The following is a 16,811-nucleotide window of genomic DNA, read 5'->3' on the forward strand; positions in this document are numbered from 1 at the left end:
TTACTCCCGCACATCGACGGCGACGGTTTCCGGGTCCACCTCGGTCCGGAATTTTACCGGCATGGCCTGAGCGGCAGCCGTGATGTCAGCGCGGATCACAAAGGTGATGGTGTTGGGCTTGTCATGGCTTTCGGCCGGTTCGACACTGAGCGAATCCTCGCCCAGACGCGGCTCATACTGGCGGATCGCCTTGCGGATTTCCCGCGCGCGGTTGAGGATGGCCCGCCGTGTCAGCGGCTTGCCCGCCAGATCGCTGAGCCCGTAATTCAGCACCGAGCTTTGCACATGCGGATAGGGCTCCAGATCATGGAGCGCTTCCAGATTGGTGGTGTTGAGCAACCAGGCAAGCTCGCGCCGGATCGTGCTGCGCAGCGCAGCCTCATTGAAGCGGTCGAGCCGGGGCACTGTGTAATGCCGGAACTTCTCGCGCGAGACCTCGGGCGTATCCGAATGGATGTCTTTCAGCCCGGAAATGTCGATGTCCGCCACAAGCTTGTCGAACAGCGTGGGCGTGAGACGGTGACTGACGGCCATGGTCAATCGAAGCTCAGGTCGCGCAGGCTCAGCAGCCCGCGATCCTCGCCATTCGAAAGCGTCCAGAGGCGCTGGCCCGACCCCAAATCGCCAAAGTCATGCCCCCGCCATTGCGTTTCACGGGCGAGGCGCTCTCTATTGTCCTGTGCAGCCTCGCTGCCCGGATAGCGGGCAGGCAGGAAACCCGCCACCGACTGCCCGGATTTGAACGCAATCTGCACCGGATACCACACCAGATCGCGCAGATCGCGCGGCCCCTCGCTGGTGATGCTGGCGACCTGATCGAAAGGCTGGAGCCCATAGCGCCCGCCGATGATGGCCTCGAAAGCAGGGCCGAAGCGCGCATCGGCATCGGCGATCCACCCGAAACTTTCACCGTTGAAACGACCGGGAGCATCGGGCGCGGCATCGAAAGCAGCATCGCGCGCGGCAATAGCGTCATGCGCGCGGCCATTGGTCAGATGATGCAGCGCATCGATGACACCATCGCACCAGTCGGACGCCACATGCTGACGCGCCCTTTGACGCCCGGCAAAGACCTCCGCACGTTCAAGCTCGGCATCGATCGCCTGACCATAGGCGGTTGCCAGCATCTGCGCTTCACCCGAAAGCTGGGCAAGGGCCTGCAATTGCTTGCGAGCCTTGTCCCACTCGCCGGCCACAGCCAGCAACTGGAACAGGAACATGCGCGCCGCCTGATCGGCGGGCTGCGCCCGGACGGTATCGACCAATGCGGCACGCGCACCTTCGACATCGCCCGAACGCAGCAAAGTATCGGCATCCGCCATGGTTCGGATCAGCTGGCGACGTTCTGGCGAATGTCGTAGCTGGCAGTGATGACGCCGCCATCCTTGCCGCCGCTGCGGTTCTGCGGCTGATAGTCGAAGGTCACCTTGGCAGTGTTGAACACGACCGATTCCATGATGGCATCGCCGTGGCTGGCGCCCTGATTGTCCACTGAAGAAACGATGACGTCTTCCAGCGTGATCTTGTAATAGACCAGCGGATTGGTGCCATCACCGGCCTTCTGCGAGTAAATGATGACCTGCGGAATATGACGGCCCGAAGCGCAGGCGCTGAACAGTTTGGCCGAAGACTTGTCGACTTCCTTGGTGATCGAGATGTCGCGGATTTCTGCCTTGCCCGAACCGCCACCGGCACCGCCGGTGTGGAAGGAACCGTGCTGGGCCGCGCCGAAGTTGAAGGAAATGATATCGATTTCCTTCTCGTGACCCTTCTTCTGACTTTCACCGTCGATCCCGTCGATCTTCAGGAACAGATCAACTGCCATTAGAAATCCCCTAAGTCATGAACAACAAATCGAACTTAAATTCCGATTGTTGCAATAGCTCGAAATCTTATAAGTTAAAAATCAATTCGTCGCGAAAATCATGCACTTCGCGGCAATCTCGATACCATGCTGAGCGCAATATCCATGCCCTCCAACTGGTAATGCGGAACGAACATGAACTTGCCCTTATAGTAACCGGGATATTCATCATCCGGCACGATTTCGATACGGGCATCCTTGAGTGGCAGGCGGGCCTTGGTTTCTTCGCTCGACAGCGCCGGAGAGCCATCGACATATTGCAGAACCCAATTGTGCAGATCGCGCTGCAGCTGATCGGCCTCGCGGTTGCCGCCAACCCAGTCGCGCACCATGCACTTCAGATAATGCGCAAAGCGGCAGCTGGCGAAGATATAAGGCAGGCGCGCCGAAAGATTCGCATTGGCCGTGGCATCGGCATTCTCGTAATTCTTCGCGCGATGCAGCGTCTGGGCACCAATAAAGGTGGCCTGATCGCTGTTCTTGCGATGAATCAGCGCAATCATGCCCGCCGCAGAAAGCTCAGCTTCACGACGATCCGAAATGGCAATTTCGGTAGGGCACTTGTAGTCTACGCCGCCGTCGTCAGTCGGGAAGGTCGCGGTCGGCAGGCCCTCGACTGTGCCACCCGATTCCACGCCGCGAATACGCGTGCACCAGCCATAGGTGTTGAAGGCCTCGGTGATGCGAGTGCCCATGGCGTAAGAGGCATTCAGCCAGAGGTGATGGTCATGCTCACCGCCGGTTTCCTCTTCGAAATCAAACTCATCGACCGGCTCTGTCTTGGCGCCGTAGACCGGGCGCCCCAGAAAACGCGGCATGGTCAGCGAAAGATAACGGCTGTCTTCCGACGCGCGGAAGGTACGCCAGGCCGAATATTCCTGCGCATCGAACAGCTTGCCCAGATCGCGCGGATTGGCCAGTTCGGTCCAGCTTTCCATGCCGAACAGCGGCGGCGCGGCGGCGGCGATAAAGGGCGCATGCGCAGCGGCGCCGATCTTGGCGAGGCCCTTCATGACCTCCAGATTCGGTGCAGTGTGATCGAAGTAATAGTCGCAAACGAAAGCGCCATAGGGCTGGCCACCCAATTGACCGAATTCGGATTCATAGACCTTCTTGAAGAGCGGGCTCTGATCCCATGCCGCATCGCGATACTGGCGGAACATCTTGCGACATTCCTCCTTCGACATATTCATGACACGGATCTTCATATCCTTGCCGGTCGAGGTGTTCATCACCATATAGTGAAGACCACGCCATGCGCTTTCCAGCGCCTGAAACTCTTCATTGTGGATGATCTGGTTGACCTGCTCGGTCAGCTTGCGGTCCAACTCGGCGCGCAGCGCGTCCACTGTGGCATAGACATCCTCACCGATGATCGAGGCATTCTCCAGCGCCTGATGCGCCAGGGTCTTGACCGATTCCTCGATGCGGTTCTTGCGGATATCGTCGGCGGGCTTGAACTCCTTCTGGAGCAGCGCCGTGAAATCATCCAGCTGCGCACCCTCGATCTGGAGCGACGCGGCGCCGCCCTGAACTGCTTCCTGTGCCATGTGTCTTATCCCCGGTCTCAGGCCTGTTCGGCCGAATTGGCTTCGCTTTTCGCGGCATCCGCGGAAGAGAGCGCCGACAGCAGCGCCGGATCTTTCAGCACCTTTTCAAGCAGTTGCTGAGCACCTTCCTTGCCGTCCATATAGACCAGCAGATCCTGCAACTTCTGGCGCGCTTCAAGCAGCTGGGCCAGAGCGGGCACATTCTTGACCACCTCGCCCGGCAGGAAATCATTGATGGACCTGAAGGTCAGATCGACGGCCAGCTTGCCATCGCCAGTCAGCGTGTTGTCCACCGCAAAGGCCGCGCGCGGGGCGATCGCTTCGAGACGCTCATCGAAATTGTCCATATCGAACTCGACGAAATCACGCTTGGCGACATCCTTCTTATCGGCCAGACTCTTGCCCGAAAGGTCGGACAGCACGCCCATCACGAAGGGCAGCTCGATCTTCTGGCGCGAACCATAGGTCTCCACCTCATACTCGATATGGACACGAGGCGCCCGATTCTCCTTGATGAAGCGCTGGCCGCTCTTTGCAATCATTGGCTTTCCCACCTTTTGATTGGCCAGTTATGGCCGTTAATTTGTATATTTCCGACAAATTGAGCTGAAATTACGGTCAATATCGCGAACTATCGTCATTCACCCGAGTTAACAACACAGAACCTGCTTCCGATACGCTATTGGGAGCAATGTCCTCCAGAAGCGCCATGAAATCCATGCTGATCCACCCCCTGACCCGACGTAGGGCAACGAGTATTGGGCTGGTTGGTTCCCGCCGGGCATAATAATCCGAGATCGCATCGAGCGCGCGCGCGACATCATCCCGCGATTCAAGGCGCCCCACCACCCCGCGCGGGCCTGAATACGCCGCCTCGCCCGCGCCATCCGGCGCGGCTTCCTCCGCCACATCCTTGCCCCCTGCATAGGGCGCCAGCAGGCGGCGGATGCCATCGATGGCCTGATAGGTCGGCTTGAAATCGGTGCCGGTTTCGTCGCCCGCATGGGCCATCAGCGCGGCATCCACCCGCTCAATGGCGGAGCGGATCCGGGCCAGAACCTCGATCCTGTCTGCGAAGACCTCGGGCGCGGTTTCTTCCACCGCATGGCGGAACATGCCAAAGCCTTCCACGGTGTCGCCCTCGGCCTCGAAACGCTCCATATCCTCGGCGGACCAGGAACCCAGACGCGCATGCTCCACCAGCGCGATGCGCTTCAAAGGCCCCAGAAACGTGCCAATCCGCGCCAGCGATTCACAGGCACCCCGGCGCCCGATAAAGCCGTAATCCTCCAGCGAGGGATGCAACACATCCCAATAGCGCTCCATCAGCCCGGCCAGCATATCGCAGCCGGTGGCAACGACATCGATGCGCCCCATGCGCGCGCCGGCGCGGGCCAGGTAGATCGCCAGCCAGATGTCCTTGCTCAGACGGCTCTGCTGTTCGATCAGCGCGATCGTGCCGCGCCAATCCACAGATTCAGCGCCTTCTTCAAAGGCTTGCTCGATCTCCTGACGGTCAGGATGGTCGAACAGATCTTCTCCGCCCGGTTTCTCGTCCGAGACAGGCGCTAGCAATTCATCGAGAGTCATCACAGGCTGATCGCTCCGCAAAGCCTGACACCCCACCGCCCCAAAGGCCTGCGAGGGATCAGGAGGCGAGCCGTGCTTCCACGCGGCGGTTACGGGTGTCGGAAGCAACGTGCCCCGGCAGCGGCTGACTGGGCCCGAAGCCCCGCACATCGATGCGCGAGGCTTCCACCCCCTGCTGCGCCAGAAAATCGGCCACCGCCTGAGCCCTGCGTTGCGACAGGTCCATATTCGCATTCAGCTTGCCACGCGAATCGGTATGCCCTTCGATCAGGAAGCGTTTTCCTGAAAGTTCAGGCATTTGCATGGCCTGAGCGAAGACCCGCGCCTTGACCATGCCATCCGGCGTGATCTGCGCGGAATTGAGTTTGAAGCCGATCATGAGATCGGCATGCCCGGCTCCTGCGACAGGCTGTGCGCTGGATGCGGCCAACGCAGACCTCGCGGCGCCGACATGCGACGGCCTTACGACACCATGTGCGGATTTTCCGACAAACCCCTGAGACGGCGCCGCGGTTTGCGTCGCAGAAATGGCATTCGCCACCTTCTTTCCACCAGGATCGGGACGGGCGATGCGGAAACCTTCCGTCACCCCCGAATCATCGGTTGTCACCGGATCGCCGCCGGGCGCATCGGGCAAAGCCCCGTCGCACTTGCCGGCGAAGACGCAAAGATATCCTTGCACCGAAGGCTCGGAAGCCTTCGCGGGGCGGGCGGCTGCGGGCGCGGCGACAATCACCGCAAGGCCCGCAAGAGCCGCTGGAATTCCAATTCGCATCAAGCCCTCTTTGCCTAATGAGTCAATCCCGCCCCAAGCACTCGATCCTAGTTCCACCTTTTCGTTACGACAAGACCCCTTGCCATTAAAACGTCAACAAGCAGCTTTATAAGCTTGCATGACTCGCAAATGATAAGCCAGACACGCCGCAGCTGATTCATGTCGGAGGCCGATTTTGGCTGCTACGTCGAGACTATCGGAAATGTCCGTCGACCTTGGCGATGAGCAGGTCGAACTTGAACGCATCGATTGCATGGAAGGGATTAACGCTCCTTTTACCATAACAGTCGATCTCTTTGCGCCGCTGGAAATTGACCTTCAGCCGCATCTGGGCAAGCCTTGCGCGCTCAAGGTGCGCGAGGATGAGGTGCTGCAACGCCACTTCCACGGGCTGGTCATTTCGGGCGAACATATCGACGAAACCCCCACCGGCCACCGCTACCGCCTGGCGCTGCGCCCCTGGAGCTATTTCCTGGCGCAGAACCGCGCCATGGCGATCTTTCAGGACCTGAACGCGCAAGACATCATCAGCCAGATTTTCCAGAAGGCCGGTATTTCCGATTTCGAATTCAAGCTTTCCGGCACGCCGCGCCCGCGCGACTATTGCGTGCAATATCAGGAAAGCGATTTCGCCTTCACCTCAAGGTTAATGGAAGAGGAAGGTTTCTACTTCTTCTTCCGCCATGAAGCAGATCGTCATGTGATGGTCATCTGCGACGGCCCTGCCTCACACGTTGCAGGCACACCCGCCACGCTGGTCTATGCGCCCAATTCGATCTCGGTCTTCACGGCGGATTCGGTGGAGCGCTCCAGCGGCGGACGCCATCATCTGCAAAGCTGGCGCGAAAAGGTCAGCACGCAGGCCGGATCGCATGTCACCCTGCGCGACTGGGACTTTCGCGCGCCCAACCGTTTCGTCGAGGCCAAGGCCCAGGCCGAGGCGCAACACCCGCGCGACACGCAGGAAACCTATGTCTACCCGGGCCGCTTCTTCCACGAATCCATCGGCGTGGGCGAGATCGAAACCCATGGCGGCGAGCGCAGCGACACGCTGATCAACGCCATGCGCGCCCAGCGCCGGGTCTTCACCGGCGCATCGCAAGCGGCGGGGCTGTCTTGCGGCTTCAAGGTGACGGTGGCGGACCATCATATCGGCCGGATGAACGCCGATTACCTGATCATGTCTGCCTATCACAGCATCGTCGCGGAAACCTATCGCAGCGGCGCGCATGCGCATGAGGCCTCCTTCAACACCCGCTTCGAGGCCATCCCCGCCGACACCACCTTTCACCCCCCGCTCTCCACCCCGCGCCCGGTGGTGCAGGGGCTGGAGACCGCCGTGGTCTCCGGCCCCGAGGGCGAGGAAATCTTCACCGACGACTATGGCCGCGTAAAGGTCCGCTTCCACTGGGACCGTGGCGCCACCCCCGGCGAGGCGGCCACTTGCTGGATCCGCGTCTCGCAGACGGGCGGTCTGGGCAACCTCATCCTGCCGCGCGTGGGTCACGAGGTGCTGGTGGATTTCCTCGGCGGCGATCCGGACCGCCCGGTGGTGGTGGGCCGCGTCTTCAACGCCAACCATATGCCGATCTACCCCCTGCCCGCCAACAAGACGCGCGCCCTGTGGCGCACCAAGCGCTATGGCCAGACCGGCGATTACACCAACGCCCAGCCCCTCGACAGCGGCGCGCCGGGCGCCAATGAAATCCGTTTCGAGGACAAGGGCGGCGCCGAGGAAGTCTATGTCCATGCCGAGCGCCTGATGAACACCCGCATCCGGCTGGACGAGACCCATGATGTGGGCCGCAACCAGTCGGTCAACATCGGCTTCGATCACGATGAAAGCGTCTTCCGCGACGAAACGCTCAAGGTTGGCCGCAATCAGGATGTGCTGATCGTCGAACAGCGCAAGACCAAGGTGGGCAAGGACGATATCCTCGATGTCGTGCAGTCCTTCAAGCTGACCGCCAACACCAGCATCGAGCTGCAGGTCGGCCAGTCGCGCATCGAGATCAAGCCGACCTCGATCGCGATCAGCGCGCCCAACATCACGGTCAGCGGGCAGGCTTCGGTGGCGATCGATGCGCCCGAAACCTCGGCGGATGGCAAGGGCACGCTGACGCTGACGGGCGGACTCGTCAAAATCAATTGAAGGCAGTACCATCCAAGATCATGAGTGAGTGGCGCAGCATCCATCTGACCCAAGCCCGCCAGGTGGCGGCGCTGATGGGGGTGACACACGGCCTTCCCGCGCCGGAGATGTCCGTGCGCGCCCGCTATGAGGCATTAAAGGCCGCCGATCCCGTTCAGGCCCTGACCTTTCTGGCCCATGCCCTGCCCCGCTTCGAGGCGATCCTCTGGGCGGCAAGCATGCTGGCGCAGGCGCATGGCCCCGCCCCTTCGCGCGAACAGCATGCCACTCGCGCCGCGATCCGCCACTGGCTGGACCAGCAAGACGATACCGCCCGCCGCGCCGCCTATGACAGCGCCCAGCCTCTGGCCCGTGATTTGCCCGAGCGCAGCCTTGCCGGGGCCATCTTCTACGGCGGTGGCTCGATTGCGCCGCTGAACGCCTCGCCGGTGCTGCCCGTGCCCGGACTGGCCAACCGACTGGCGGCCCTCGCTGTGATCGAGGCGGCCTATCGCAGCGGTGATGCGCCCGCCTTTATCGCCGATGCGCTGGACCAGGCCGAAGTCGTGGCAGACCATGGCGCCGCAGGGCAAAGCACGGGGCGCAACGCCGCATGACGCTTCACCTCAGCATCGTGAATGCGAGCCGTTCGACACTCGACAATGGTGGGCCCGTGGAGTTCAGCCTGGACCAGCGCGGCGCGCTGATCGGCCGCTCGCTCGGCGCCGACTGGAGCCTGCCGGACCCGCGCAACCATATCTCCTCGCGCCATTGCGAGATCCGTTTCGAGCATGGCCGCTACGTGCTGAACGACACCAGCACCAACGGCACCTTCCTCAACGACCGCGCGGATCGCCTGACCCAGCCCCATGCGCTTCAGGACGGCGATGTGCTGTGCATCGGCCATTACCGCATCCGGGTGACTCTGGCGCAACGCCCCCACGCCTTCGGCACTGGCCCATCCACGACATCCCATCACGCTCCCTCGCCCGCCGCCAGCGGATGGGATGGCTGGGGTGCGCCGCAACCTGCCTCGCCTTCGCCGCCTTTTCCGGAGACCCAAAGCGGCTGGGGCGCTCCGGCCGCCGCACCGCCATCATCGGGCTGGGGCGCGCCGACGCCGCCTGCATCGCAAGGATGGGGCCCGCCGCCTTCCTCCGCCGATGGCTGGGGACAAGCCCCGCAAGATCCGTCCGACGGCTGGGGCAGCGTGCCTGCACCGCCCCCGGCATCGAGCAATGACAGCTGGGCGCCGGCCGGCGGCGCGGCATCGCCGTCCATGCCCGATGTGTCCTCGCCCTGGGCCAGCGCCACCCCTGCGCCTCAGATGGCCTCGGGCTGGTCCAGCGCCGCGCCGGATCGCCCTCCTGCCCCCGCGCCCGACGATATCTGGGGCCGACTGGCCGAGGGCAATGTGGTGGACTGGGCGCGCGGCGGCTTCGGCCAGCCCATCGACAGCAATCCCGATCCGCTCGGCCTGAACCCGCAGGCGAAGGATGTGCTGGGCGTCGCCCCCGCCAACCCCTTCGACCGAAGCTCGCCATGGTCGAACACGCCGCCCGCGCCCACTGGCGCGCCGGTGGCGGATATGCATTTCGCCATGCCGCCGGTGCAAAACGATCCGGCGCCCTCGCCACCAGCGCCTGCCCCACCGCCGCCCGCACAGCCCTCCGCGCCTGCCCCCGACGCGATGATCGAGGCTTTCCTGCGCGCCGCCGGGGTCGAAACTTTGGTGACCCAGCGCAATCCGGCTTTGCTGGAGCGCGCCGGCAAGCTGTTCCACCGCCTGATTGCCGGCCTTGTGGTGATGGTCGAGGCGCGCGCGCGGGCGAAATCGCAGATGGGCGCGCAGGCCACCGCCTTTGAGGTCGACGGCAACAATCCGATCAAATTCTCTCGCCATCCCGAGGATGCGATCACCGCCCTGCTCAATCCCCCGGCGCGTGGCTTTCTGGACGCCGCACCGGCCATCGAGGAGGCTTTCTTCGACCTCCAGTCGCACCAACTGGCCACCCTGCGCGCGATGCAAGGCGCCTTGCGCACCACGCTGGACCGCTTTTCCCCCACCGCCATCCGCAAGCGGGCCGAGCATCGCGGTTTGCTTGCCCGTATCCTGCCTTCCGCGCGCGACGCCGCTTTGTGGCAGGCCTATGAGAAGGAATTCGGCGGCGTGGCGCAGGGCTCGGACGAGGCCTTTATGGATATGTTCGCCAAGGAATTCCGTCGTGCCTATGAGGAACAGGTGCGGGAACGCAAGGCGCAGGGCTGAAGGGCAATCACTGCCCCCCTTCCTCCATGGTCTTGAACCAGACCATCTGCGCCTGCCAGCCCCTCGTTGCCGCTTCCGAGACGAAATGCGTCATCCAGTCCGGGCCGCGCTGGCCGATGGGCGGGGCGATCACATCCTTTTCGAACGGCCCTTTGCCCGTCAGCAGCAGCACGCCAGACCAACCTGTATGGTTCACATCCAGCTGCATCTGATAGTGGTCATTGTCGCGATCGGTCACAATATGGGTTTCGGTCGCCAGCTTTTTCAAGGCATCGCGCCCCAGAACACCGGTGCCCGGCCCCGAGAATTCAGGAGAAATCACGCCGGAGGGCTCAAGGCCAATCAGCGCGAAATCCGCCTTGGGATCGTCAATGGCCAGTTGCAGCACGATGTTGGCGGCTTTCTCACCGGGGTAACCGGTCTGGCTCGGATCATTGGGCTGCATTCGCATCGCGAATTTGCGCTGAGGCACCGTCAATTGATGCGAGTCCGGCGCGCGGACCTGCCGATAGGTGTCCAGCGCCGAACAGCCCGACTGGGTGATCTGCGCCACATCGCCGAAATCGATGCTGGCTTCCTGAATATGGTGCTGGGCCAGCGCCTGCGAGATCTCGTTCTGCGCCGCCGCCGGATTGCCCGCAACCCCCGCCAGTTTGACATTCGGCCCACGCTGGCCCGGCGTGATGTCCGTGATCTGCAGCCATGTGCAGCCCACCGAAGGCAGCACGGAATCGATGGTGGAGCGCGTCAGATCGGCAGGACTGCCCGTTCCCGAAACAGTCGGCGCCCCCGAATGCGCGGCAGGATGCATCAGCCAAAAGCCCGCCCCGGCGACCAACACCAAAGCCAGTCCCGCCACGCCCCATTTCACCCCGGCAGGCAATCCTGCCGGGGCGGTTTGCGATGTCATGTCAGCAGGCGGGCGTAACTTCGCCTCAATCGTCTCGATCTGCGCCAGAACCTCATCCATCGACCGCATGCGCCGGGCAGGATCGGGCTGCAGCATGCCGGTCAGCAGCAGACGCAAGGGCTCCGGCACGCTGGCCAGATCAGGCACGGCGCGGCGCTTGTTCACCGCATCCACCAGCGAGCCCCCCATCGCGACATCACGCCCCTGTGCGATGGCCAACACCACCAGACCAAGGCTGTAGACATCGGTCCATGGCCCGATATCCCGGCCATAATCCCCCAATTGCTCGGGCGCGACATAGTTCAACTTGCCCGCAAAGCCATCGCCCACAATGGTCGCGCTGCCGGGGCCGATATCCTTGGCGATGCCGAAATCGATGATCTTCGCCTGCGAGAGTTGCCCACCCTCAAGCAGCACATTGTCCGGCGAGATATCGCGATGGATCGCCCCCAGGCGATGCGCCGCCTGCAACCCCTGAGCCAGCCGCCGCAGCAGGGCCAGCAGATCGCTCACCCCCGCCCCGATCCGCCCCAGCTCATGCGAGAGGTTCAGCCCGTCGATATATTCCGTGACGATGTAGAGCACGCCCAGCTGCGGCTCCTGCGCCAGCACGCGATATTGCACCAGCGCGTCATGGCGCAGCCCGGTCAGCGTGCGCGCTTCCTTGCGGAACATCGAGGTGACATCGGGATCGGCGGCCAGAGCGGGCAGGATCACCTTGATCGCCACCCGCTCGTCGCTGGTGACATTCACGCCCTCGAAGACCTCGCCCATGCCGCCGCGCGCGATAAAGCGCCGCACCTCGAAGATATGGTTGAGCACATCGCCCACCTGAATGGTGACCTGCGGGGCGCGCGGCGCAAATTGCGTGGGCGGCGCGTTGGTGCCGCCTCTGGGCAGACCCGTCGCGCCATCCGAAATCGGCATGAAGACGGTTTTTTGAGGGTCATCCTCCGGCGCTGCGCTCATGGCTGCGCGCCTCCCGAGGTTTGCGGCAGGGCCAGCCTTGTCGCCTCGCTGGCGCCGACGATCACGGCGGTGACATTGTCGGGCGCATTGCGCTCCAGCGTGAGAGCAATCAGGCGGTCCAGCGCGGCGCGATGGCCTTCGGCGGCAAGAATGGTGGCGATCTCCTCATCGGGAATACGGTTGGTCAGCCCATCGCTGCACAGCAGGAACACGTCGCCCGGCACGGCCTCGTCGGTGATGACATCGACCTCCAGCCCGGCCTGAGCGCCCACCGCCCGCGCCAGCACATGCGCCATGGGATGGCTGGCGGCCTCTTCGGGCGCGATCAGGCCGCGATCCACCATCGCCTGCACCTGGCTGTGGTCGCTGGTCAGGCGATGCAGCAGACCGTCGCGCAGCAGATAGGCGCGGCTGTCGCCCACCCAGAACAGCGCGAAATGCGCGCCGTTGAGATGCAGCGCCACCACGGTGGAGCCCATCTGCACGCCCTGCTGCTGCGCTGTCTGAAAAATCGCGGCATTGGCGCCATGGATCGCATCGGCCAGAGCGTTGCAATCGGCGTTGAAATCGCCGGAGGGCACGATCCGGCTGATGGCCGTGGTCACCTCGCCGGCGGCCCATTCGCCCTTTTCATGGCCGCCCATGCCGTCCGCCACCATCCAGATGTTACGCTCGGGCGAGACCCAATAGCTGTCCTCATTGTTGGTCCGCACGCGCCCCACATGGGTGGCGCCGAAACTTTCCAGGCGAAGCTGCGACGTCATGCGTCCTCCTGCGGTTGCAGCATCATGGATAACAGGCGCGGAGGGCGCAAACCCTCCACCACGCCGGGCGCGAAGCCTTCCCCCCCATCGGACCACCAGCGCGCGCCGGTCCAGCCCACGGTGAGGTTGCCCCCGGTAAAACGCGCAGTTTCCTCGACCAGCCGGTCGGCATGCCACCCTTCGATAAAGGCGTGATGCAGCATGTCCTCGCACCAGTGCGCCGCCGCCACCAAGGCCTCGGCCCCTACCCCCGCCAGCGCGAGATAGAGTGGATAGCGCCGCCCTGCGCGGTCGATCGAGGGGGCCAGAACGCCTGCCGCGCCAATCGGTCCTTCGGCGCGCGCAAACCACCAGGGCGGCGCCCGATCATAGAGATCATCGAAAGCCGTGCCAAACACGCGTCGCGCCGCATCCACCTCCTCCGAAAGCCAGCCATCCAGCGCGGCACGCTCGGCAGCGGGAAGCCCACGCGCGACAAAATCGCCGTGGCTGGGCAACTTGCCGAACAGCAGAGCAACCAGCGCCATCACAGCTTGACCGGGCAACGGAAGGACCACAGATCCCCCCGACTGAAAGGATTGTGACGCGATGGCAGTTCGATGGTCAGCGTGGCACTGTCATTGCCCTCGCCAAAGCGCGCGCGGATCGTCTGGGCGCCCGCGTTTTCCTTGGCCGCATTGCCCATCAGGCGGAACAGCGCCCATGGCCCATCGGCATCGAAACGCCGCGCTTCCTTGCCGTCGGCGCCATACAGCACGACCTCGGCATGCGGCACCCCGCCCGAAAGCGACCACAGCAGCGGGCGCGGCTGGTTCTGCGCGGCATCGAAGCGATAGCTCGCCCCGCCATTGGCCACCTGCACCGCGCTGACCGCGCTGCCGAGCGAGGCCATGGAGACACGGATCGTCAGCCCGCCGGCCAGCATGTCGCGGATCTGCGCGGCCTTGGCGAACTGCTCCGGGCTCGCCGGATCGAGCGTGCGGGCCAGCGGATCGCTCTCCCGCCAGCGCCAGACCGGGCCGCCGGTGTCGATCATCGGCATCAGCCTCTGCTGGACGAACTGGTCAAGCGCGCCGCCCATCCCGAAGACCCGCAGAACGTTCGCCGCCGAGGCATCCTGCCCGGCGGTTCCGAAAAAAGGGAAATGCTCCTTGGCAGCCTCCTGACAGGCTGGCAGCACCCCTTGCATATAGGCATCGGCCACGGCCCCCTTGGCGGCGCTGACTTGCGCGGCGGCCCCGCCCCCGGCAGCGGCCTTCACAAAGCCCTGCAACTGGGGCGGAGCGCCGGCAGCGGCGGCCTGAACCGAAGCCATGGCAGCCGCCATCTGGGCCTGCGTGGCATCGGCCCCACCACCTCCGCCCACCGAGCGCGCGGCCATCACCGCCTGCCCCGCCTGCTTGAGCGCGGCGACAAATTCATCGACCGGCGCGGGGTTCTTCCCATCGCCAACGTAATCCTGAAGCGGGCGGAAGTAATTGGTGATCTCGGCCCCGGCATCCAGCCCGGAGGCCTGGCCGGCACCAGCCTCGGCCGCATAGCGCCCGATGCGCGAACGGTTGATCCGCTCCTCCACCAGACGCTTGCCCAGGCCCGAAGCACCGCCCTCGAAACTGGTGTTCTTGCGCAATTCGAGCAGCACGCGCTTCACCGGCGACGGGCTCTTGGTCATGGCGCCGAAAGCGGCGGGATCGCGGAAATAGTCGCCCGGCTGCATCGCCGCGATCACGGCCTCCCAGGCCGCAATATAGTCCTTGGCGTAGAGCCCGGCGATGCCGGGGCGGATGTTGCTCATTTCCTCGCGCACGCCGCCGGTCTGCGCGTCGCCACCCAGCACCCACAGGTCGCGCTGCATATCCTGCTGCACGGTGGCAAGGCCCAGCATATAGCTTTTCTCGAAGCCGTCCCGGGTGAAGAAATAGGGCACGCGGGTGCCTAGGATCTGGTCATGGTTGGCAAAGGCCGAGGCATCGCCCTGCGACAGCACGCCAGAGACCTGCCAGTCCGGCCCCGCGCCCGCCGCCTTCTGCTTCATCACCGCATAGGCGCGGTCCGCCAGCGAGAGGGTGCCGATGGCGCTGCGCGCACTGGCCACCAGTTCGCCATTGAGCGGCGGCTTGCGATCAGCCCAGACGCTGGCCAGATCCTTGTCTTCCAGCAGGGCATCGAGATGCTTCGCCAACTGATCGCGTTCCGAAGCGCTGTCCGATCCGGCGAAGACCTTGGCCGCCCAATCATTGACCACCCAGCGATGGACCGCCTTGGCATCCATCGGCCCTTGCTGGCCCAGCATCAGATACACCTTGAGCGGCTCATAAAGCGCCATGGCATCGCCGTGGTTCTCGGTCATCGCCTGTTCGAGGCGCAGCATCAGGCGCGGCAGCATCACGCGGCGCAGCACCTCGCGATAGCTTTCCTCGGCCTGCTGGCTGAGGCTGCCTTGATAGAGGCCGAAGGTCATCAGCAGCGGCGGCCCGCCTGCTTGACGGTCACGATAGCCACGCGCCAGATCGCGCAGGCTGTTGAGCGCCGGCAAGGCCGCGCGCAGATCGCCATCACCCTCGCGCACCTGTTTGAGGTCGATCCCGGCCTCGTGAAGCTGGGTGCCCGCCTTGCTTGTCTGCTCCAGCAGATCGGACTGGAACATGCGGTTGCGCGCAAAGCTGACGCCCCACAGCGCCAGCACCACCAGCACCGCCACGCCGATGGCCGAAAGCCCGCCGATCAGCCGCGCACGCTGGCGCAGCACTGCCGAAGGGTCATGCGAGACCAGCCCGGCCTCGGGGAAGACCACCTCGCCCAGCAGGCGGTTGAGGAAATAGGCGCGGCCCGATCCGCCGCCATGGGCAGGCTGCGCGGGGCGGTCATAGATATCCGCCATGCCGGAAAGGATGCGGTCCAGCGGCGCGCCCTGCTGGATGCCGCTGGTGAAATAGAAACCGCGCAGCCGCGCCGTGGGGGCGTCACCGGTGGCGAAGGCCCCCTCGAGGAAGCGCGAAACCCGCGAGCGCAGCGACTGGAACTGCGCCGGGAAGCCCAGCAGCAGCGCCCGGCGCAGCGGATCGACCTCCTCGAACAGGCGCTTGGCCTGCCGGTCGGCCACGGCCTGCGCCACGCCGTCGAAGGCTTTGACCAGCATCTCGGCACTGGGCGGGCCGTCCTTATAGGCAAAGCTGTGGCCCAGCACCGCGCGGCGGCCTTCCACATCCAGATCGTCGAAATATTCGGTGAAACCGGCGATCAGATCGGATTTGGTGAGCAGAATATAGACCGGAGCGGACACCTCCAGCGTCTGGCGCAACTCGATCAGCCGCCGCCGCACCGCCGCCGCATGGCTGTCGATCCCGGCGCAATCCGCTGCCAGCAGTTCATCCACACCGATGGCGACAATGATGCCGTTGATCGGCTGACGCGGGCGATGCTTGCGCAGCAGGCCGAGGATCGAACTCCAGCCGCGCCGGTCGACCTGATGGTCGGAATCCTGCGTGGTGTAGCGCCCCGCCGTATCGACCATCACCGCTTCATCGGCGAACCAGAAATCGAGGTTGCGCGTGCCGCCAACGCCCTTCACCGCGCTGTCGTTGAAGGGAAAACGCAGGCCGGAATTGAGCAGCGCCGTGGTCTTGCCCGCGCCCGGCGGGCCGATGATGACATACCAGGGCCGGGTGTAGAGGTAATCGCGCCGCTGGCCCGAAGCCCCCTTCATCTGCGCCAGGGCATCGCGCATCCGCTGGCCCAGCGCGCGATCTTCCTCATCCTCGGCGGAAGGGGCCAGTTCCTCGCCCAGCGCCCTGGCGGCCTGCCGGGCCTTGCGGCGGCGCAGGAAAGCGAAGGCGCCCCACACTCCGCCCACGATCAGCACACAGAGCAGCCGCACCCACCACGGGCGCAGGAAACCGACAAACAGCGGCAGGCCCGCCGCCAGCAGGAGCGCCATCAGCAGCGCGCAGGCGATGGTAACGAACCACCAGTTCTTCAACAGACGCATC

The 16,811-nt window shown here is 64.2% G+C and carries 14 protein-coding genes; 3 read left to right on the forward strand and 11 right to left on the reverse strand.

The window, feature by feature from the left end:
• From tssE to SR3_RS30380, 7 genes are all read right to left on the reverse strand, one after another.
• Positions 1-534: a type VI secretion system baseplate subunit TssE gene (tssE, locus tag SR3_RS00825; protein ID WP_068079651.1), complete on the reverse strand. Its 534-nt coding sequence runs from the start codon at positions 532-534 to the stop codon at positions 1-3.
• A gap of 2 nt (positions 535-536) precedes the next feature.
• Complete coding sequence (locus tag SR3_RS00830; RefSeq protein ID WP_068079653.1) at positions 537-1,322, reverse strand: type VI secretion system accessory protein TagJ; 786 nt, start codon at positions 1,320-1,322, stop codon at positions 537-539.
• 8 nt (positions 1,323-1,330) lie between these two features.
• Complete coding sequence (locus SR3_RS00835) at positions 1,331-1,825, reverse strand: Hcp family type VI secretion system effector (RefSeq protein ID WP_068079655.1); 495 nt, start codon at positions 1,823-1,825, stop codon at positions 1,331-1,333.
• Between the two features lie 98 nt (positions 1,826-1,923).
• A complete protein-coding gene (gene tssC, locus SR3_RS00840; RefSeq protein ID WP_068079657.1) occupies positions 1,924-3,414 on the reverse strand; it encodes a type VI secretion system contractile sheath large subunit in 1,491 nt (496 codons plus the stop codon).
• Positions 3,415-3,431: 17 nt separating this feature from the next.
• Positions 3,432-3,956 (reverse strand): type VI secretion system contractile sheath small subunit, encoded by a 525-nt coding sequence (gene tssB, locus SR3_RS00845; RefSeq protein ID WP_068079659.1) that lies wholly within the window; start codon positions 3,954-3,956, stop codon positions 3,432-3,434.
• Between the two features lie 76 nt (positions 3,957-4,032).
• Positions 4,033-5,004, reverse strand: a complete 972-nt coding sequence (locus tag SR3_RS00850) for a type VI secretion system protein TssA (protein ID WP_068079661.1) — start codon at positions 5,002-5,004, stop codon at positions 4,033-4,035.
• Between the two features lie 58 nt (positions 5,005-5,062).
• Entirely contained in the window at positions 5,063-5,740 is a 678-nt protein-coding gene (locus SR3_RS30380; protein WP_169805534.1) for an OmpA family protein, read from the reverse strand.
• A gap of 241 nt (positions 5,741-5,981) precedes the next feature.
• Here SR3_RS30380 and SR3_RS00860 point away from each other — a divergent pair, with 241 nt between their 5' ends.
• Genes SR3_RS00860 through tagH form a run of 3 tightly spaced genes read left to right on the forward strand, consistent with a single transcriptional unit; the run spans position 5,982 to position 10,179 of the window.
• Positions 5,982-7,931, forward strand: a complete 1,950-nt coding sequence (locus SR3_RS00860; protein WP_068079665.1) for a type VI secretion system Vgr family protein — start codon at positions 5,982-5,984, stop codon at positions 7,929-7,931.
• Between the two features lie 20 nt (positions 7,932-7,951).
• Positions 7,952-8,527, forward strand: coding sequence for a DUF6931 family protein (locus SR3_RS00865; RefSeq protein WP_068079667.1), 576 nt, complete (start codon positions 7,952-7,954; stop codon positions 8,525-8,527).
• Entirely contained in the window at positions 8,524-10,179 is a 1,656-nt protein-coding gene (tagH, locus tag SR3_RS00870) for a type VI secretion system-associated FHA domain protein TagH (protein ID WP_068079669.1), read from the forward strand. The genes SR3_RS00865 and tagH overlap by 4 nt, the downstream gene beginning before the upstream one ends.
• A gap of 7 nt (positions 10,180-10,186) precedes the next feature.
• On the opposite strand, the gene SR3_RS00875 is transcribed toward tagH, so the two are convergent.
• The 4 genes from SR3_RS00875 to tssM are packed head-to-tail and all read right to left on the reverse strand — an operon-like array spanning position 10,187 to position 16,810.
• Positions 10,187-12,058, reverse strand: coding sequence for a serine/threonine-protein kinase (locus tag SR3_RS00875; protein WP_068079671.1), 1,872 nt, complete (start codon positions 12,056-12,058; stop codon positions 10,187-10,189).
• Positions 12,055-12,822: a PP2C family protein-serine/threonine phosphatase gene (locus tag SR3_RS00880; RefSeq protein WP_068079673.1), complete on the reverse strand. Its 768-nt coding sequence runs from the start codon at positions 12,820-12,822 to the stop codon at positions 12,055-12,057. Before SR3_RS00880 ends, SR3_RS00875 begins: the two co-directional genes overlap by 4 nt.
• The gene (tagF, locus tag SR3_RS00885) at positions 12,819-13,349 is read right to left on the reverse strand and encodes a type VI secretion system-associated protein TagF (RefSeq protein ID WP_068079675.1); all 531 of its coding nucleotides are present in this window, start codon (positions 13,347-13,349) and stop codon (positions 12,819-12,821) included. The genes SR3_RS00880 and tagF overlap by 4 nt, the downstream gene beginning before the upstream one ends.
• Positions 13,349-16,810 (reverse strand): type VI secretion system membrane subunit TssM, encoded by a 3,462-nt coding sequence (tssM, locus tag SR3_RS00890; RefSeq protein ID WP_068079677.1) that lies wholly within the window; start codon positions 16,808-16,810, stop codon positions 13,349-13,351. The genes tagF and tssM overlap by 1 nt, the downstream gene beginning before the upstream one ends.
• Between the last annotated feature and the right edge of the window lies 1 nt (position 16,811).

The organism is Novosphingobium rosa NBRC 15208 (assembly GCF_001598555.1).
Classification (GTDB): domain Bacteria; phylum Pseudomonadota; class Alphaproteobacteria; order Sphingomonadales; family Sphingomonadaceae; genus Novosphingobium; species Novosphingobium rosa.